The organism is Stenotrophomonas sp. 3diitr2024, from assembly GCF_042136455.1.
GTDB classification, from domain to species: Bacteria; Pseudomonadota; Gammaproteobacteria; order Xanthomonadales; family Xanthomonadaceae; genus Stenotrophomonas; species Stenotrophomonas sepilia.
The window spans coordinates 26,025-44,419 of the sequence record NZ_JBHHMJ010000453.1; the positions used below are offsets into that span (position 1 = coordinate 26,025).

The 18,395-nt window shown below is 67.6% G+C and carries 14 protein-coding genes and 1 pseudogene; 10 read left to right on the forward strand and 5 right to left on the reverse strand.

The genetic code is table 11. The features are described from left to right. The first annotated feature begins 29 nt into the window (after positions 1-29). From ABGA94_RS11355 to ABGA94_RS11365, 3 genes are all read left to right on the forward strand, one after another. Complete coding sequence (locus tag ABGA94_RS11355; protein WP_375367314.1) at positions 30-2,111, forward strand: TonB-dependent receptor family protein; 2,082 nt, start codon at positions 30-32, stop codon at positions 2,109-2,111. A 62-nt stretch (positions 2,112-2,173) separates the two neighbouring features. Beyond that, positions 2,174-3,946, forward strand: a complete 1,773-nt coding sequence (locus tag ABGA94_RS11360; RefSeq protein WP_375367316.1) for a chloride channel protein — start codon at positions 2,174-2,176, stop codon at positions 3,944-3,946. A 101-nt stretch (positions 3,947-4,047) separates the two neighbouring features. Next, a complete protein-coding gene (locus tag ABGA94_RS11365; RefSeq protein WP_262233556.1) occupies positions 4,048-4,764 on the forward strand; it encodes an MgtC/SapB family protein in 717 nt (238 codons plus the stop codon). Between the two features lie 73 nt (positions 4,765-4,837). On the opposite strand, the gene ABGA94_RS11370 is transcribed toward ABGA94_RS11365, so the two are convergent. After that, the gene (locus tag ABGA94_RS11370) at positions 4,838-5,245 is read right to left on the reverse strand and encodes a MerR family transcriptional regulator (protein WP_111127994.1); all 408 of its coding nucleotides are present in this window, start codon (positions 5,243-5,245) and stop codon (positions 4,838-4,840) included. 63 nt (positions 5,246-5,308) lie between these two features. On the opposite strand from ABGA94_RS11370, the gene ABGA94_RS11375 reads away from it, so the two are divergent. After that, positions 5,309-6,136 (forward strand): class I SAM-dependent methyltransferase, encoded by an 828-nt coding sequence (locus ABGA94_RS11375; protein WP_262220940.1) that lies wholly within the window; start codon positions 5,309-5,311, stop codon positions 6,134-6,136. A gap of 80 nt (positions 6,137-6,216) precedes the next feature. Here the strand turns inward: ABGA94_RS11375 and ABGA94_RS11380 are convergent, their stop codons facing one another. From ABGA94_RS11380 to ABGA94_RS11395, 4 genes are all read right to left on the reverse strand, one after another. Beyond that, a complete protein-coding gene (locus ABGA94_RS11380; RefSeq protein WP_223224455.1) occupies positions 6,217-6,480 on the reverse strand; it encodes a DUF6959 family protein in 264 nt (87 codons plus the stop codon). Between the two features lie 148 nt (positions 6,481-6,628). Next, positions 6,629-7,465, reverse strand: coding sequence for an OmpA family protein (locus ABGA94_RS11385; RefSeq protein WP_338167493.1), 837 nt, complete (start codon positions 7,463-7,465; stop codon positions 6,629-6,631). 61 nt (positions 7,466-7,526) lie between these two features. Then, a complete protein-coding gene (locus ABGA94_RS11390; RefSeq protein WP_375367319.1) occupies positions 7,527-12,593 on the reverse strand; it encodes a YadA-like family protein in 5,067 nt (1,688 codons plus the stop codon). Positions 12,594-12,828: 235 nt separating this feature from the next. Further along, positions 12,829-13,809 (reverse strand): helix-turn-helix domain-containing protein, encoded by a 981-nt coding sequence (locus ABGA94_RS11395; protein ID WP_053500175.1) that lies wholly within the window; start codon positions 13,807-13,809, stop codon positions 12,829-12,831. Positions 13,810-14,501: 692 nt separating this feature from the next. Here ABGA94_RS11395 and ABGA94_RS11400 point away from each other — a divergent pair. From ABGA94_RS11400 to ABGA94_RS11425, 6 genes and pseudogenes are all read left to right on the forward strand, one after another. Next, a complete protein-coding gene (locus tag ABGA94_RS11400; protein ID WP_005416979.1) occupies positions 14,502-14,690 on the forward strand; it encodes a Flp family type IVb pilin in 189 nt (62 codons plus the stop codon). 89 nt (positions 14,691-14,779) lie between these two features. Further along, complete coding sequence (locus ABGA94_RS11405; protein WP_053500173.1) at positions 14,780-15,325, forward strand: prepilin peptidase; 546 nt, start codon at positions 14,780-14,782, stop codon at positions 15,323-15,325. Continuing rightward, entirely contained in the window at positions 15,322-15,798 is a 477-nt protein-coding gene (locus tag ABGA94_RS11410; protein ID WP_197599166.1) for a TadE/TadG family type IV pilus assembly protein, read from the forward strand. Before ABGA94_RS11405 ends, ABGA94_RS11410 begins: the two co-directional genes overlap by 4 nt. A gap of 25 nt (positions 15,799-15,823) precedes the next feature. Continuing rightward, complete coding sequence (gene cpaB / locus ABGA94_RS11415) at positions 15,824-16,861, forward strand: Flp pilus assembly protein CpaB (RefSeq protein ID WP_095377121.1); 1,038 nt, start codon at positions 15,824-15,826, stop codon at positions 16,859-16,861. A gap of 18 nt (positions 16,862-16,879) precedes the next feature. After that, the gene (locus tag ABGA94_RS11420; RefSeq protein WP_065178477.1) at positions 16,880-18,238 is read left to right on the forward strand and encodes a type II and III secretion system protein family protein; all 1,359 of its coding nucleotides are present in this window, start codon (positions 16,880-16,882) and stop codon (positions 18,236-18,238) included. 73 nt (positions 18,239-18,311) lie between these two features. Beyond that, a pseudogene (locus ABGA94_RS11425) lies at positions 18,312-18,395 on the forward strand (bifunctional 3-demethylubiquinol 3-O-methyltransferase/2-polyprenyl-6-hydroxyphenol methylase); the annotation flags it as partial.

An 18,395-nucleotide genomic window follows, 5' to 3' on the forward strand; every position in this document is an offset into this window, starting at 1 on the left:
TCATTTACCGCCGTCCACAGCCCGCACCGATGCCCATCCCTGCCCTGCAACCGGCCCGCCTGCCGCTGGCCGCCGCCCTTACCCTGTGCCTGCTCCCGGCCGCCACCGCCTTCGCCCAGGACGGCGCCACCACGCTGGACAGCATCCAGGTCTCGGGCAGCTGGCTGGGCACCGGCCTGCATGACAGCGTGAAGAGCTTCGCCGGCGCGCGCACCGTGGTCGACCGCCAGCGCATCGAGGCCAGCGGCGCGGCCAGCCTCGGCGATGCGATGCGCCGCATCCCCGGCGTGCAAGTCACCGACAACTCCGGCACCGCAGGCAGTTCGGTGTCGCTGAACATCGGCGTGCGCGGCCTCACCGGGCGCTACTCGCCGCGCTCGACCGTACTGTTGGACGGCGTGCCGCTGGCGGTGGCGCCGTATGGCCAGCCACAGCTGTCGTTCGCGCCGACCAGCCTGTCCAACATCGAGTCGATCGACGTGGTGCGCGGCGGCGGCGCGGTGCGCTACGGGCCGCAGAACGTGGGCGGCATCATCAACTTCAGCACCCGCTCCATTCCCACCGAGGCCGGCCTGCACGGCGAAGCCGGCGTGCGTTACACCGCCTACGACCACGGCGGCGGTGACAGCACCCAGTACAACGCCTTCCTCGGCGGTACCGGCGACAATGGCCTGGGCGCGGCGCTGCTGTACTCCGGCCAGGATGGTCGCGGCTGGCGCCGGGGCAGCGATGACCGCTTCAATGATCTCGCGCTGAAGTTCGCCTACGCCATCGATGCGCAGCAGGAACTGCGCGCCAAGCTGTCCTACTACGATGTGCGCTCGCTGACCCCGGGCGGCCTGACCCGCAACCAGTACGAGGCCGATCCGTTCCAGAACACCCGCCCCACCGATTTCTGGAAGGGCCACCGCACCGGCGTCGACCTGGGCTACACCAACACGCTGTCGGCCAACAGCGAGTTCGAGGTGCTGGCCTATTACAACGAGAGCACCCGTGCCAGCTCGCTGATCAACGCCGCCAACACCCAGCTGACCGTGCAGCCGCGCGACTACCGCGTGCTCGGCATCGAGCCGCGCTATACCCAGCGCCTGCACTGGGGCAGCGCGATGCATGACATCACCGCCGGCTACCGCTTCCTGCGCGAGCGCGGCAACGACCGCAGCTACACCGTCGCCCGCCGCACCGGCGCGGCCAGTGCCACCACCCGCTTCGACAACGCCACCGACGCGCACGCCTTCTACATCGACGACCGCATCGCGATCGGCCAGTGGCGGATCACCCCGGGCGTGCGCATGGAGTGGATCGACATGGACCGCCGCCAGACCGGTGGCGCGGCGACCTTCAGCAGCCGCAACGACAAGGCTCTGCCCTCGCTCAACATCGCTTATCTGCTGACTCCGCAGCTGACCGTGTTCGGCAACTACACCACCTCGTTCGGGCCGGTGCAGAACATCCAGCTCAATTCGCAGACGGCCAACAACCCGCTGAACCCGGAAATCGCCAGGACCACCGAGCTGGGCGCGCGCTGGCAGGACGGCGCCCTGCGCGCGGAAGTGACCGTGTTCAAGATGCGCTTCGACAACCAGATCCTGCAGGTGCCGGGAATCACCCCGCCGACCTTCCAGAACATCGGCGCCACCGACCACAAGGGCGTGGAGAGTGCACTGGAGTACCACTTCGCCGAGGACAGTGCGCTGGCCGGGTTGGAGCTGTACGCCAACTACACCTGGACCAAGGCGATCCAGCAGTCGGGCGACAACCGTGGCCTGGACGTGCCGTTCTACTCGCGCGACACCGACAGCGTCGGCGCCCGCTACGCACTGGCCGGCTGGACCTTCAATGTCTCCAGCACCCACCAGAGCGGCCAGTTCTCCGATGCCGCCAACACCTGGGAAGAAACCGCCGATGCGCGCGTGGGCCGCGTGCCGGGCGTGCGCCTGTGGAACGCGCAGGTGGCCTGGCAGGTGCCGGGCCTGGGCGACAGCGAGATTGCGCTGGGCGTGAACAACCTGGCCGACAAGCGCTGGTACACCCGCAACGTTGATGGCAACGCCGGCCGCATGGTGGCCGCGCCGCGCACGTTCTACGTGCAGGGCCGCTACCGCTTCTGAGGCCATAACCGCCCGATGCAGTGACGGTGGCGCTCACGGTGGCGGCGTATCATGCCGCCACCATGTCACTGCCTGTTTCGCCATCGCGCCTGCATCTGGCCTTCCAGGGCCTGCGCCTGCGCCTGCGTGGCAGCGACCTGTGGTTCATCGCGCTGGCGTTGCTGGTCGGCTTGATCGCCGGCTACCTGACCCTGCTGCAGTCGGGCATCGCGCGCTGGCTGCAGGGCACGCTGTATGGGCTGGACGACGGTATGCGCCTGAGCTCCCTGCCCTCGCTGACATGGACCGCGCTGCTGGTGCTGCCGCTGGGTGGCCTGCTGGTCGGCCTGGTCAGCCTGGCCGCGACCCGGCTCAAGCGGCCCCTGCTCGATGCGGTGGAAGCCAATGCCCTGCATGGCGGCCGCATGTCGATGCGCGACAACCTGATCGTGCTGACCCAGACCCTGCTGTCCAATGGCTGCGGCGCCTCGGTGGGTCTGGAGGCTTCGTATACGCAGATGGGCGCCGGCAGTGGTTCGCAGCTGGGCCGGGTGATGCGCCTGCGCCGCAATGACGTGCGCATCCTGGTCGGCGCCGGTGCCGCCGGCGCCATCGCCGCCGCCTTCGGTGCGCCACTGGCGGGCGCGTTCTATGCGTTCGAGATCGTCATCGGCGCCTACACCCCGGCCGCACTGGCGCCGGTGGCGGTGGCTGCGCTGGCCGGCGCGTTCGTGGCCGACCAGGCTGGCATCGAGGCCTACCTGCTGCCCGCTGCCTCGACCATCGACGTTCGCGCCGCCGACTACGCCATCTACGGCCTGCTCGGCTGCTGCTGCGCGATGGTCGGCATTGCCATCATGCGGCTGATCGCCTCGATCGAGGGCACGGTCAAGCGCAGCCCGCTGCCTGCCTGGGGTCGGCCGGTGGTCGGTGGACTGCTGCTGATACCGCTGGCCCTGGCCAGCCCGCAGGTGCTGTCGTCCGGCCACGGCGCGCTGCATCTGGACCTGACCACGCACCTGCCGCTGATCTGGATCGGCGGCCTGTTGACCCTGAAGTGCCTGGCCTCGGGCATCTCGCTGGGCTTCGGCTTCCGTGGCGGCCTGTTCTTCGCCTCGCTGTTCATGGGCACCCTGGTCGGCGCGCTGTTCGCCGGCCTGCTGGCCATGGCCACCGGCGTGGCGGTGGTCGACGCCACCTCCGCCGCGCTGGCCGGCATGGCGGCGCTGGCCGCAGCCGTGGTCGGCGCGCCGATGACCATGGCCATGCTGGTACTGGAAGGCACCCACGACTTCCTGCTGACCAGCGTGGTGATGAGTGCGGTGCTGGTGTCCAGCACGCTGGTACGGCAGTGGTTTGGTTATTCGTTCTCGACCTGGCGCATGCACCTGCGCGGGGAGACCATCAAGAGTGCCCGCGACGTGGGCTGGGTACAGAACCTCAACGCCGGGCGACTGATGCGCAAGGGCGTGGCCACCGCCCCGTCCGACCTTGACGCCGAGGCGTTCCGACAGCGCTTCCCGCTGGGCTCGGGCAGCCGGGTGATCTTGATCGACAGCGAGGGCCACTACGCCGGCATCGTGCAGATTCCGCGCGTCTACAGCGACGGCGTGAAACCGGAGACGGCGATTGGCGAGCTGGCCGAGAACCGTGACGTGTCGCTTTCGCCGTCCGCGGACGTGGTCAGCGTGATGCAGCGCTTCGACCAGACCCAGGCCGATGAATTGGCCGTGGTCGGCGCCGACGGCCAGGTGCTGGGCGTGGTGTCCGAAGCCTTCGTACGCAAGCGCTACGCCGAGGAGCTGGACAAGCGCCAGCGCGAACTGATGGGCGAGCGCGTCGACGACACCGACTGACCCCGCAAAAAGGGGACGGAGGGGATTAAGTCGCTTCTGGCACTTTCGAAATCCACGCATGGCGTGGATCTACTGTCACCTCGACCGGGTAGACTCCGGCCATGCGCTTCATTGAGACCTTCCAGGCAGGTCCCTTCGCCGACACCGTGGTCAGCCTGCTGGCCGCCTTCGTGCTGGGTACGTTGATCGGTGCCGAGCGCCAGTACCGGCAACGCACCGCCGGCCTGCGCACCAATGTGCTGGTGGCGGTCGGCGCCGCCGCCTTCGTCGACCTCGGCATGCGCATCGCCGGCAGCGCCGAGGCGGTGCGGGTGATCTCCTACGTGGTCTCCGGTGTCGGCTTCCTCGGCGCCGGCGTGATCATGAAGGAAGGCATGAACGTGCGTGGCCTGAACACCGCCGCCACCCTGTGGTGCTCTGCAGCGGTCGGCAGCTGCACCGGCGCGGACATGCTGGCCGAGGGCGTGCTGCTGACCGTGTTGATCATCGCCGGCAACACCCTGCTGCGGCCGTTGGTGAATGCCATCAACCGCATTCCGATCAACGAGGCAGCGACCGAAGCCACCTACGAGGTGCGCCTGAGCGTGGATGCCGACGCCGTGCCGCGGGTGCGCGAGCGCCTGGTCGATGCGCTGGAAGCGGCGCAGTATCCGGTGGGCGATGTGCAGCTAGTCGAGCATGCCGACGCGCCTACCGATGTGATCGCGGTGCTGGTCAGTACGGCCGTGAGTGCCGATGAACTGGACGTGGTGCTGGCACGGATGGAGCAGGTGCCGGGCGTGCTGCATGCCACGTGGGAAGTCAGTACCCGCGATTGATTCATCCACGCATGGCGTGGATCTACCGAGTTCGTGGTGCAGTAGATCCACGCCATGCGTGGATGCGCTTCTCTCACCCACCCGTCATGCGCTGCTGTGCCCGCAGCAGCTTGCGGAATGAACCGCACTGCCGCGCGTCCTGCGCTTCCGGGCAGGCCGCTGCGCGCTGCAGGTGCCGGCGCACCCGCTGCAACCGGGTGATCTGCCGCTGCAGCACCTCGGCTTGTGCCAGCAGCGCCTCGCGGTCGAGTGAGATGCACCCCTGCTGCGACGGCAGCGATGCACCGATCTGCTGCAGCGACAGCCCGGCCGCCTGGCCCAGGCCGATCAGCGCCAGCCGTTCCAGCACCTGCGCGTCGTACTGCCGGCGCAGGCCGCGGCGCCCCAGCGCCTGCAGCAACCCCAGCTGTTCGTAGTAGCGCAGGGTCGAGGCCGGCACGCCACTGCGCTTGACCACCTCGCCGATATCCAGTTCACGCACGGGCTTGACCTCAAGTGACCTTCAAGCACCAAGCTATGGGCAACTACCCGGCGAGGCAAGGCCATGGCCAGCACATCTCCCATTGATCAGTACGCCCTGTGGAACGGCCCTGGCGGCCAGGCGTGGGTTGCGCAACAGGCTGTTCTTGACGGCCTGTTCCAGCCGATGGCTGACCTGCTGGTCACCGAACTTCCTGAGACCGTTACCGAACTGCTCGACATCGGCTGCGGCACCGGCGCCAGCCTGCTGGCCGCGGCCGCAGCGCGTCCCGCGGCACATTGCACCGGCCTGGACATCTCCGCGCCGATGCTGGCGCTGGCCCATCAGCGCGCCAAGGCGGCAGGACTGGACGCGGACTTCATCGTGGCAGACGCGCAGCGCCATCCGCTGCCGCCCGCGCACTTCGACTGGATCCAGTCGCGGCTGGGCGTCATGTTCTTCGAGGACAGCCAGGCCGCGTTCGCCAACCTGCATCGTGCCACGACACCGGGCGCTGGGCTGCGCTTCATCGCGTGGCGCAGTGCCGGGGAGAATCCGTTCATGACCACCGCCGAGCGCGCCATTGGCGATGAACTGGATCTTCCGCCCCGCGTACCCGGCGCACCGGGACAGTTCGCTTTTGCCGATGGCGAGCGCGTGCAGCGCCTGTTGCAGGCCGCCGGCTGGAATGACGTGGAAGTGGTTGCGGTGGACCTGCCCTGTTCGCTCGCCCGCGAAGACCTGCCGACCTATGTCGGTCACCTGGGACCGTTGGGACTGGCCCTGCGATCGATGCCGGAAGCCCGCGCCGCAGTGCTTCGCGAAAAAGCACTGGCCGCATTCGCGCCGTTCATCGAAGGTGACCGCGTTCGCGTGGATGCCGCCTGTTGGTTGATCCGCGCCCACGCTTGAAAAAAGGGGACGGAGGGGATTAAGTCGCATATGCCCCGGTTGTGCCGGAAACGACTTAATCCCCTCCGTCCCTTTTTTTGCTAGAGGGCCTCGCCGGCGTCGGCCAGGCGCGATTCGATCAGTGCATACCACTGCTGCAGCACGTCGATCAGCATGTCCAGCTCGGCATCGGTGCGCTGTGCGCGGCCACTGCGCAGGCAGGCCTGGGCTTCCTGCAGCTGGGCCAGGAACCCGGCCACGGTATCGGCCTGCAGGATCAGGCCCGGCAGGCGCCGCCCGGGGATGCGCACCACGGCATGGTTGCCGAGCTGGCCATACACGCTGAGCGTAGCTTCCGTCTTCATGGAGAGGGGCAGGAATTGGGCATTCATCGCGTGCACCGTTTGGAAACCTGAGCCGCAGGCAGGCGTGGACGACGGGGGAGACGTTGCCACGCCTGCCGGCGGTCAGGGGGGACTCGGGATGCCGGGGCATCGCCCCGGCGCAGGAAGGTCAACGTGGCTGTGCCATCCCGGCGATCTGCACGCGCCGGTTCGGCGCCAGGCAGGCAATCAGCTCGCGCCGGTTGCGCTGCTCGCACTGCACGATCGGCTCGGCCGCACCGCGTCCTTCGGCACTGATGCTGGCTGCAGGCACGCCCCCCTGCACCAGCGCGTTGCGCACGGCATCGGCGCGGCGCTGCGACAGTGCCTGGTTGTAGCTGGCGCTGCCAATGCGGTCGGTGTAGCCGGTTACCTTGATCGACTGCACCTGCGCGGCCTCGCGTACCTGCGCCAGGATGCCCTGCACCGCCTGCTGGCCTTCGGCGCTGAGTACCGCGCTGTCGAATCCGAACAGCGCGTCGGCCGACAGCCGCAGGGGCTGCTCCGGCAGCGGTGCCGGTGCCAGCGGCGCTGGTGGCCGCGGCGGTTCGAGCACGGCCGCGCACGACTCCGGCTTCCAATAACCGCCCTGCGCGATGCCCTTGCTGTCGAAGCGCACCTGGAACTGGCAGGTGAAGTACTCCGCGCCCTGCGCGGTGCGGAAGTTGAACAGGTAGTTCCACTCGCGCACGCCCCACATGCCTTCATTGAAGTGCGGCGTGCCCAGCAGCGTGTACAGCTGCCGCTTGCTCATGCCCGGCGCGAAGCGGCGCAGGTCGGCGACGTCGGGATAGATGCCTTCCTTCAGCGAGGCCCTGGAGGCCTCCGGGAAGTGCACGGCGGTGGCTTCGGCAGGACCGTCGGCGGCCGGTGCATGGCTGCGGCAGGCGGCCAGCAGGCCCATCCCCAGGATCAGGCCCAGCGTGGCGGCACATTGGCCGGCGCGGGCGATGCGATGCTGTTTCATTTCGTTCCCCCTGTAGACGTTTCCGCGATGCCGGGCCGCGGGTGCGGCCCGGCGGCGGGGATCACCACTGGATGCCGGCACCGACGGCCACACCGGCCTCGCCACGGCTGTTGGTCGAACCGCTGAACTTGTAGATCCAGCGGCCGCCTTCGGAGACACCGGAGATACCGACCGCCACGCCCGATTCGCCGTTGTAGCTGCCGGCGGCGATCGAGGCCATGCTGCGGCCCGCCTCGCTCGGCTGCGGCAGCGCTGCGGTGGCCATCGCCGAAGCGATACCGGCCGAAGCACGATTGTCGGTCTTGCGCAGGTCGCGCTCGAAGCCGCCCATTCGCTCGTCGGTGTAGGCCTTGGACCAGTCCAGGGTCTGCGCCATGCCCGACTTCAACTGGTCCACATTGACCGCGTCGGTACCGGCGGTGCCGGCGGCAACGTTGCGGACCGTGGTCGGGCCGCTGCTGGTGCTGCCCAGGGTGACACTGTTGTAGTTGGTCGCGCCGTTCACCGTGGTGTCGTAGCGGATCGTGCCCTGCTGCGAAGCCTGCAGCTGGCGCACGTTGACCGCATCGGTGGCCTGCGAGCCGTCTGCCACGTTGACCACCTGGCGTTCGGCACCGGCGGCACCGACAGAGACCGTGTTGGCCCGGTTCGCGACCGAACCCGCACCCAATGCCACCGAGTTGTCGGCCTGCGCCTGCGAACCATTGCCCAGCGCGGTCGAGTTGGCACCGGCGGCGGTGGAGCCTGCGCCGCCGGCGGCCGAGTTGGCGCCGCTGGCGGACGGATCGGCCAGGTTGTTGGTGTTGTTGGCGCGGAAGCTGCCCGCCACGTTGGTGATGTTCTGGATCTTCTGGTCGGTGTACTTCTTCGACTCGTCGATGGCGTAGTTCACGCCGTTCTTCAGTTGGCCGACATTGGTCGCGTCATAGGTGTCCGAGCCATCGGCTACGTGGGTGATCTTGCGTTCGCTGCCACTGCTGCCGACCGAGACCTCACCGGCCGAATTGCTGGCACCGGTCTGCCCGTAGGCGCCGGTGTAGCCGCTCTGTGCACCGACGCTGGCGACCGAACCGGCACCCAGCGCCACGCTGTTGCCGGCACTGCTGCTGGCACCGTTGCCGACCGCCACGCTGTTCGCACCGGCTGCGCTGGCCTGCGGGCCGACCGCCACCGCTTCCGCACCTGCCGCGGTGGCTGCGGCCGCCGTTGAGTTGACCGCCAGGTACGCACTGCCACCACCGCCATTGGTGATGCGCTGGTTTAGGACCTTCAGCGAGCCGTCGACAGCGGTGAAGGCGGCGGTGACGTTGTTGTAGTCGCCGCTGGTGAAGGTGCCATCGGTGGCGATGCTGGAGATGCTGAACGTCGGCGCGGTCCACACGTTGGTGGTGCCGTTGTAGGCGGTGGTGCCGCCGAAGTAGGTGGCGATGGTGCTGTTCGTGCTGAACAGCTGGTCGCCGGTGATGGCATCACTGCTGCCAGCCAGGATGCTGCCGGCGGCGACGTTGGTGATCTTCACCGCGCCGGTGCCGGTACCCGTCAGGGTCACGCTGTTGAGCACGTTGCCACTGCCATCGACGTCGTACTTCACGGCCAGCTTGTCGATCTCGCCGGTCTGGTCGGCAACGTTGGCCAGCGAGTTGCTGACGGCATCGAACGCGGTGCCAACATCGTTGTAGCTGCCCTTGGTCACGGTGCCGTTGGCGGCGACGTTGTTGATCGAGTAGGTCGGTGCGGTCAGTACGCCGTTGGCATCGACCGCGGCACCACCGCCCAGATGGGTGGCTACCGCCTGGTTGGCGGCAAACAGCTGGGCACCATTGATGGCCTCACTGCTGGTGGCACTGACCTGGCCCGGGCCAAGGTTGCGCAGCGTGGTTGCCGTGCCGGTCTGGCCCAGCGTGGCGCTGGCGTAGTTGACACTGCCATCGGCGTTGAGGTCATAGCGCAGCGCGCCCTGTTCCGATGCCTGCAGCTGGCCAACATTGACCGCGTCGGTCGCAGCAGTACCGGCCGCCATGTTGGTGACCTGGCGCTCGGCACCGGCCGCACCGATGGACACGCTGTTGGCACGGTCGGCCAGGCTGCCGGCACCCACCGCGATACTGTTGGCGGCAGTGGCGCGGGCGTTGGTACCGACCGCGATCGAGTCGGCGCCGGTGGCCAGCGCCTCGGTACCGGTCGAGTTCACCCGCAGGTACTTGGTGCCACCGTTGCGGATGTCGGTGATCTGCGTATTGAGGTTGACCAGCGAGCCATCGACTGCGGCGAAGGCATCGGTGGCATTCTCATACAGGCCCTTGGCGATGGCACCACCAGTGGAGATCGTGCTGATCTCGAACAACGGTGCAGTAAAGATGCCGCTGGCCGGATCGAAAGCCGCACGACCACCGAAGAAACTGGCGATGGCACTGTTGGTAGCCGCCAGCTGGCCGCCGTTGACCGCCTCCAGGCTACCGGCGGTGACCGCGCCGGCGGCAAGATTGCCGATGGTGGTGGTGCCGGTGCCTGCGCCGAGCGTGACCCGGCGATAGTTCGGGTTGCCCGAGCCGTCCAGGTCATAGGTGACCGCTGCGGAGGCCACATCGTCGATCAGACTGATGGCGCCCTTCAGCTGGGCCACGTTGACAGCATCGGTATTGGCGCTGCCCGCGGCAAGGTTGGTGATCTGCCGCTCGCCGCCACCGGCCGTGCCCACCGACACTTCGCCGGCCGAGACCTGGGGTGCGGTGAGGCCGTACGCGCTGTAGCTGGCCTGAGCGCCGCGCAGTGCAGCGGAGCGGTAACCCAGCGCGACCGAGTTGGCCTGGTTCGAAGTGGCTTCGGCACCCAGCAGGGTCTGTCCGTTGGCGGTGCCCACGGCACTGTCACCGACGACGACCGAGTGGCCCATGCGGGCGGCATAGTCGGCCGTCGGCACGCCGGTCGGATTGCTGGGATCGTTGACGCCATCGCCGGGGAAGGCGACATTGGCATCGACCTTCGGCAGTTCATGGCGTGCATTGGCACCGATCACCACTTCCTTGGACCCGTTGGCGAAGGCGCCATCGCCCATCAACACCTGGTAGTCCTGTGCCGCGTTGACCGCCCAGCAGGAAATATCGGCCAGCGCGATGTCCAGGCACTTGGCCGCCCACGCCGGCGAGTCGGTTGGCAGAAGGAGGCCCAGCAGGCCACCGGGATTGCCGTTGTTGATGTTGTAGATGTAACTGTCGGAAGTCACGCCACCGATCAGGGTCAGGTGCGAGCTGCCGCCCGTGGCTGCGCCGCCCAGGCCATTGAGCGTGCTGCCGACCGGCGACAGGTTGACTACCGGCAGGCCCAGCACATTGACCGTCGAATAGGTCTGCATGACGTTGGCGTTGCTGAGCTTGAGATTGCCGTTGCTCAGGTAGCCGTTGCCGCCGAACAGGCTGGTGGTGGTCGGCCCGATCAGCTGGCCGACATTGCCGACCAGGCCACCGGTGCCGATGATCAGGCCAGCATTCGGATCGGCCGGCGCGGGCGCCTTCGGGCTGGTTGGCGGAATCGCCGAGGGTTGGGTCAGGCCGAGGCTGCCCAGCGTGCCTCCCACCAGGCCACCCACGGCGCTGCCCAGGTTGCCGACGGTGCCATTGAGATTGCCGTTGAGCAGGTTGCCCACCGCGCTTCCGACACTGCCCAGCGTGCTGCCCAGCACGCCGCCCAGGTCGCCGGTGGGGCTGCCGGTGGTGCCGTTGAGAATGCCGCCCACGGCGCCGCCGACCTGGCCGACGGTGCCGTTCAGTGCGCCGCCCACTGCACTTCCAACGGTACCGACAGTGCCGTTCAGAGCACCGTCCACGGCGCCGCCAACCTGGCCGACGGTGCCGTTCAGAGCACCACCAACTGCGCCACCGACTGCGCCAACCGTGTTGTTGAGCGTGCCGCCCACGGCGCTGCCGACCTGGCCGGCGGTGCCGTTCAGTGCGCCGCCCACTGCACTTCCAACGGTACCGACAGTGCCGTTCAGAGCACCGTCCACTGCGCCGCCGACTGCGCCTACCGTGTTGTTGAGCGTGCCTCCCACTGCGCCGCCAACAGTGCCGACTGTACCGTTCAGCGCGCCACCCACCGCGCTACCAACTGCACCCGCGGCACTGTGAAGCGTCCCACCGACAGCACCCACCGCACCACCCACCAGGTTGCCGACGCCCAGTGCGCTGTGCTGCGCCGCGACGGTCGCCTGTCCGGCCAGCTTCAGGTTGCGATCGGCCACTACCTCCTGGCCGTCCGGCGCCTGCACGCGCACCTTGCCGGCGACGCCGGCATCGAACGCGGCGCTGATGGCACGATCATGGGTTTCACCCGGCAGCTCCTCCTTGGCCGGCAGCGTGACTGCCGCCGTCGCCCGGGCCTGGCCCTGCCCTTCGATGTGATGGCCAGCGACCGCCAGATGCGTGTCGGCCTTGCCGTCGACGGTGGCTTTCAGCCCAGGCAGTGATCCGGCGGCTGCACCGCTGAGGCCGGCGGCCGCCCGGGCACCCGTATCGATCGAAGCGACCTGGCGGCCAGCGATGCCGACCTTGGCCCTGGCGCGCGCATCGGCAGCGACGCCCAGCGGCGCCTGGGCGCCGGGCGCGACGTGCGCAGCCAGCGATGCATCCACCTGTGCCGCCCTGGCCGCAGCGTTGCCCACGCCAACATTGGCGCGGACATCAGCCACCAGCGCCGGCACGGCCACTTGCTTCGGCACGGTGTTCGCTGCCAGCTTCACCTGCACGGTGGCCGGCAACACGTCAGATACCTGCGGCAGCGACGTGGTATTCAACTGCAGGCCCAGACGAGCATCCGCACTGATTGCGGGGCTGTTCTGCGCCTGCCGCGCGGCGGCAGCCAGGGCCACTGCCGCGTCAACCTTGACCGGCATCGGCTGCGCATACTTTGCCGCGAGTGCTTGCAGGTCACGCAGCGATTGATTGGTTTCCGAGGCCCCAGCGTGACCGCTGGCCAGCGCACACAGCAGTGCCAGCGCCAGGGCCGTGGGCATCAGCAGGAAGGCGCGCGGATCGCGTGCGGCGCTGCCGCCGCTGTCGCCGGTGGCCAGTTCCGAGGCCACAACCAGAGCATTGAGCTGGCGGTTCCATACACGCCGGTAGATGCGGTTCATGAGCATTTCCCCCGTAGGCGAACAACTGGAATGTCAGTGGACTTGCCGCTAGGCAGGTGACTGACATTTCAGCGGTTGCAACGAGGGCGGTGCACTTCAATCCGGCACGGCAATCGCGCATTCCGGCAAATCCACGGCCGGAATCGGCAGCCGGCTATGCATAAGCGGCAACACGATCGGCAAGCGGATACGCAATTCCGGCATAAACACCGCAAAAACCCTTGCCGGGCCTGGATCAGGCCGGTTGGCCGATCTGCGCGGGTGCGCGCATCAGGGTGTCGCGCGGCAGTTCGCCGAATACCTTGCGGTAGTTGTCAGCGAAGCGCGACAGGTCCCACAGCCCGCAGCTCAGGGCGATCGCCTTCACCGAGCGACGGCTGGAGTCTGCCATCGACAGGCTGCGGCAGGCCGCGCACAGGCGCAGCATGGAGAGGTAGCGGTTCGGCGAGGTTCCAAACAGGTCCTCGAACGCATAGCGCAGGCCGCGCTCGCTGACGCCGGCGGCATCGCAGATCTCGTTCATGTAGATGTTGCGACGCAGGTTGAGCCGCATGAAGTTCTCTGCACGCTGCGCGATCAGATAATGCGTGCGCCGCGCACGGGTACAGCCCGGGCGATCCGCCGCACCGGCGCCCAGCAGGGCCTGCACATGCTCATGCAGCAGGTTCTCGGTTTCATCCGGCTGCAGCCCTGCCCCCTGTCCCAGCTGCAGGTGCAGCTGCTGGTAATGGCGCGCCAGCGGCGTGGCGTCGCTGGCCAGGTTGAACAGCGAAAGTGCCTGGCCAGCAGGTGGCGTGCTGCGCAGGCTCAGTTCGGTCAGCTTGCGCTGGACGCGGGCCACCGGCACCAGCATCAGGGTCATGTGCGTGCCCGGGCTCAGGGTGAACTCACTGATGCCCTCCGGCATGATCGTCAGCGCCATGCCCGGCGTGAGCGGCACGCCGTGGCACCAGCTCATCGTTTCATCGGTGGCGTGCAGGTACCCCAGCATCGCCCAGTCCGGCGGCAGCATGAAACGGCCACGGCAATGGAAGCCGCAGCTGATGCTGCAGAACAGGGCTTCCTCGTGCACGCGCGAAGCGAACGCCGCCCGTGGCCCGTTGCCATCCAGCAGCAGCAGTTCGACATCACAGACGCGAAGCACGCCGCTCAGCGTGGCCAGGTCTATGGACCGAAGGCCGCTGTCGTCGCTGTCCTCTACCCCACCATCGACCATGACAGTGTTGTCCCCCCGTTGATCCGCCATCCGCTGCGGCCCCCACTGCCTGACAGGGCGCACAACGATCCAGAATCCATTTCTGTTGCCACGCCGGCGGCGCCGGCGTCGATGCGATCGTACAAATCAATGCAAGAGCTTGAATGCGAGTATGCCCAATAATCGGCAAAGGTAAACCCGCGGCCCGGCATGATGAAAATGGATACACAAGTGAAGAAAATGTCGGAGCGGCTGGCACGGTTTTCGCATGGACCACAAAGCGAATCACATTATCTGCACGACAATGAATCGTTTTGCGTGCGAACGGATTTTCGTCACAGAAACCATCTGAAATTTTCAGGCTTCCGGGGTTTCTGCCGAATTTGCATATAGGTTCCGGTTGCAGCCAACCGCCATTCAGGCAAAGTCGACATTACGGTGATCCGGCCATCTGATCTGGCCGCACCCAGGGGGACAGCATGACCACGCACGCATCACTGAATGCCTCGACCACCGGCCCCGGGCCGTCCGGTCGCGACCGTGCGGCCGATGTCCCGCCTGGAAACGATCACCCTGCTTGAGCACAGCGGGCCAGTCCCGCCGTGCCTCCTCCGCCAGGACGCGCGGAGGCCCACGGACGATCCCGGCGGAGCCGGGCCACCGCCCAACGCAGGTGTACTGCATCCGCAGACAGGTAGAGGGAGACATTGGTCATGAACGCATCGATCCGCAAATTCCTGAAGGAAGAAGACGGCGTCACCGCGCTCGAGTACGGGCTGCTGGCTGCCGTCATCGCTGGCGTCCTGATTGCGGTCGGCAACGACCAGATCAAGGGGTTCTTCGAAACGCTGTTCAAGAACCTCTCCGCACTGGCCACCAAGGCGTCGGGCTCGACGACCTGAGCGGCGACCGCGCGCGGCCGGCAGGGCCGCGACGGCGGGGCGCATGGAACCAGGCGAAGACCGTCCAGTGACGGACGATGGAGTGTGCGATGACAGTGCTGGGATTGTTGGCCATCGGCGTCTGCCTGCGGATCGCGATCAGTGATCTGTATGCCCGTCGGGTGCCCAACACCTGGCTGGTCGCCGCATGCGTGATCGCCACTGCGGTGATCGTGGTCGGCCAGTTCAGTGCGCCGCGCCAGCCGTGGCTGCCCCACCTGGCCGGCGCGGCGATCGGCCTGTTGGCGCTGCTGCCGTTCCATGCCCTGCGCTGGATGGGCGCCGGGGACGTGAAGTTCTTCGCCGTGGTGGGCCTGATGCTGGGCTGGCAGGCGCTGCTGCCGGTCTGGCTGGTAGCGAGCCTCACGGCTGGGTTGCATGCCGTGCTGGTGCTGGCCGGTCGCCGCCTGGGCGTGCTGCTGCCCGGTCACCTGCAGATGCAGGTCAATCGCACCAGCACGCAGTGGCAAGCGCATCCGGTGCTGCGTGACATGCAGGCCGCCCGCCAGGGACGACGTGGCATTCCCTATGCAGCCTACCTGGCACTGGCCGCCATCGGCTGGGTGCTGGCCAGCATCTACGGAGGTGCACCATGAACATCCGCAGCCCACGCCTGCAACGCGGTGTCGCCAGCATCGAGTTCGCCCTGATGCTGATGCTCGGCCTGTTGCCGCTGCTGCTGTTCACCTTCTCCGGGGTGATGATCATGGCGGCGCAACAGACCCTGGCCACCGCCTCGGCCGAAGGCGCGCGCGCCTCGCTGCGCTACGGCACCGCCAGCGAACGACGCACAGCCGCCTGCGTCGCCGCACGCACCTCGATGCAATGGTTGCTGCAGTTTTCCAGGCAGAACGTGGACTGCAGCGCGGGGGGCAGCGACGCCATCGTGGTGTCGGCACAGGCGCCCTGCGCCGGTCTGGCCACGGCCCAGTGCATGACCGTGACGGTCAGCTACGACTACGCCAACCATCCCTTCCTGCCCGGCACCGCCACGCTCTACAAGTGGGTGATGCAGGCCCCCATCCGCAGCGTCGCGGTCGCGCAGCTCGATCTCGGCAGCGGCAATTGATGATCGGTACTTTGGAGACGGTTCCATGCTCAAGTTGACCCGCATCGCTGCCGTCGCCCTGATCGGCCTGGCCGTGCTGCTGGCGCTGATCGCCTTCATGATCGGGCGCAAACCCGCCGCACCTGCAACGGTCGCACCAGTCGCTCACAACGAGACGCAGGCGATCACCGTGGTCGAAGCCGTGGCACGCCTGCCTGCGGGCGAGCCGATCAGCGCCAACGGCCTGCGCCTGGCCCAGCGCACCTCACCCGTCCCCGGCGCCGCTACCAGCATTGCCGCCGTGACCGGCAAGGTGCCGGTGCAGGACATTGCCGAAGGCAGTGTGATCAACGGCAGCGCGTTGGCTCAGGGCTTCTCGCTGCAGCTGCGGCCGGGCGAGCGTGCACTGGCCGTGCCCGTGGACGAACTGGTCGGTGCCGGCAACCGCATCCTTCCCGGTGATTTCGTCGACGTCTTCCTCAACCTCCGCAACGCCCAGCCCAACATCAACAGCCCTGGCGAAGCCGCGCAGACGCGCCTGCTGCTGTCGCGCCTGCGCGTCCTGAGCTACGGCCAGCAGGACATCGTGCCGGTGGCCACAGAGACTACTTCCAACAGCGAGGCCGACTCCCGCAACGACCCGCGCGCTGCCGACATCACCGGAAGTGGCAGCACGCACAGCAACAGCAATGAAGCGCCGCAACCCGCACGCAGCGCGGTGCTTGCGGTACCGGTGGCCGACGCCAACCGGCTGCTGCTGGGTGCGCAGCAGGGCAAGCTTTTCCTGGCCCTGCGCAATCCCGCCGATACCGGCCTGCCCGACCTGGCGTTGTTCCCGCAATCGCGCGGAGTGATCGACCCGCTGCGTGGGCTCGACGCCGAACAGCAGCTCGCCCTGCAGCGGCCGGAGAACCACGCTTTTGCCGGTATCGACAGCGACGCGCTGGCCGGACGTGGCAGTGCACCGCAACGCGGCACCCCGGATTCACCGTCGCGCGCGCCGGCGCCACGTCGCAGTGCACCGCGCGCGTCGGGGATCGAGATCATCCGCGGCGACAGTTCCGCATCCCGTGCCTCCCTTTGACCTGCATCGAGTGCATCCATGACCGAACGTCGCCGCCGTCCACGCCTCTCCCTCCGCCAGCGCTGGCTGGCCCTGCTGCTGGTGCTGCTGGCGCCGGCAACGAGCGTGGCCGCCGATGACCTGGTGCTGCAGGCGCGCGAGCAGCGTCCCTGGAACCTGCCGGCCGACCTGGAGCGGGTGGCCATTGCCGACCCGGGTGTGGCCGACATCGTGATGCTGCGCGGGCAGCGCCAGGCGCTGCTGGTCGGCAAGATGCCCGGTACCACCACCCTGCTGCTGTGGCACCGCAGACAGGCCGAGCCACAGCGGTTGACGGTAAGGGTGCAGAGCGCCGTACAGGGCGCTGCCAGCACCGGCGGTACCGGGCTGGTGTTCACCCAGCAGGACCAGCAGGGCCTCCTGCAGGGAAGCACCGACAGCATGCTCACGCACATGCAGGAACAGCGCACTGCGGCGATGGCGCTGGGCAAGGACGGCATGCTTGCCGATGCGTCCACCATCAACAGTGGGGGCGTGGTCCAGGTCGAGGTCAAGGTGGTCGAGTTCAACAAGACCGCGATGAAGCAGATCGGCATCAACTTCCAGAACCGCAACGGCGGCTTCGCCTATGGCTTCGCGCGGCCCGGCACTGGCCTGCCTGGCAATACCGGCCTGCTGCCCGGCATGAAGGAAGGCAACAGCAGCAACGAGGCCGTGTCGCCGATTTCCTCGGCGTTCCGGCTGGTGTTCGGCTCGACCAAGGGACTGTGGAACGCCGATGTCGAACTGCTGCAGAGCAATGGCATGGCGCGCGTGCTGGCCGAGCCGACGCTGGTGGCACTGTCCGGCCAGAGCGCCAGCTTCCTGGCCGGTGGCGAGCTGCCGATCCTGGAGCCGCAGGGGCTTGGCACCACCACCATCACCTACAAGCCCTTCGGCATCGGCCTGACCGTGACCCCAACGGTACTGGCGCCGAACCGGATCGCGCTGAAGGTGGCGCCGGAGGCGAGCGACCTGGACTACAGCAACGCGATCGTGCTCAACAACGTGCAGATTCCCTCGATCACCACCCGTCGCGCCGATACCACGGTCGAGCTGGGCGATGGCGAGAGCTTCGTCATCGGTGGCCTGGTCAGCTCCAACATCGTCTCCAACGTCAACAAGATTCCACTGCTGGGCGACCTGCCGATCATTGGTTCGTTCTTCCGCAACTTCGACTACAAGCGCCAGGACAAGGAGCTGGTGATCATCGTCACCCCGCGTCTGGTGCAGCCGCTGGCACGCAATACCGAACTGCCGCTGCCTGGCGAGCGCGAAGCCAAGCCGCATCTTCCCGAATGGGGATCGTGGTTGCTGGGGCCGGTCAGCCAGGACCCGGTGCCCGGCTTCTCGCGCTGACTTCCATGACGCCTGTAGAACCACGCCCATGCCCTACGCCACCGCCCAGCCGCTGCATCCGCAAGGACCCCTCATGACTGCCCCCCACGCTTCCTCCAATTTCGATCAGGCCGAGCTGGACAAGTTCGCCGCGCTGGCCAACCGCTGGTGGGATGCT

Bases quoted from the DNA above. Each gene is read 5' to 3' on its own strand.
- ABGA94_RS11405 (WP_053500173.1), top strand. From the start codon at position 14,780: ATGACAGTGCTGGGATTGTTGGCCATCGGCGTCTGCCTGCGGATCGCG.
- ABGA94_RS11365 (WP_262233556.1), top strand. From the start codon at position 4,048: ATGCGCTTCATTGAGACCTTCCAGGCAGGTCCCTTCGCCGACACCGTG.
- cpaB (WP_095377121.1), top strand. From the start codon at position 15,824: ATGCTCAAGTTGACCCGCATCGCTGCCGTCGCCCTGATCGGCCTGGCC.
- ABGA94_RS11355 (WP_375367314.1), top strand. From the start codon at position 30: ATGCCCATCCCTGCCCTGCAACCGGCCCGCCTGCCGCTGGCCGCCGCC.
- ABGA94_RS11395 (WP_053500175.1), bottom strand. From the start codon at position 13,809: ATGGTCGATGGTGGGGTAGAGGACAGCGACGACAGCGGCCTTCGGTCC.
- ABGA94_RS11400 (WP_005416979.1), top strand. From the start codon at position 14,502: ATGAACGCATCGATCCGCAAATTCCTGAAGGAAGAAGACGGCGTCACC.
- ABGA94_RS11380 (WP_223224455.1), bottom strand. From the start codon at position 6,480: ATGAAGACGGAAGCTACGCTCAGCGTGTATGGCCAGCTCGGCAACCAT.
- ABGA94_RS11420 (WP_065178477.1), top strand. From the start codon at position 16,880: ATGACCGAACGTCGCCGCCGTCCACGCCTCTCCCTCCGCCAGCGCTGG.
- ABGA94_RS11390 (WP_375367319.1), bottom strand. From the start codon at position 12,593: ATGAACCGCATCTACCGGCGTGTATGGAACCGCCAGCTCAATGCTCTG.
- ABGA94_RS11375 (WP_262220940.1), top strand. From the start codon at position 5,309: ATGGCCAGCACATCTCCCATTGATCAGTACGCCCTGTGGAACGGCCCT.
- ABGA94_RS11410 (WP_197599166.1), top strand. From the start codon at position 15,322: ATGAACATCCGCAGCCCACGCCTGCAACGCGGTGTCGCCAGCATCGAG.
- ABGA94_RS11385 (WP_338167493.1), bottom strand. From the start codon at position 7,465: ATGAAACAGCATCGCATCGCCCGCGCCGGCCAATGTGCCGCCACGCTG.
- ABGA94_RS11360 (WP_375367316.1), top strand. From the start codon at position 2,174: ATGTCACTGCCTGTTTCGCCATCGCGCCTGCATCTGGCCTTCCAGGGC.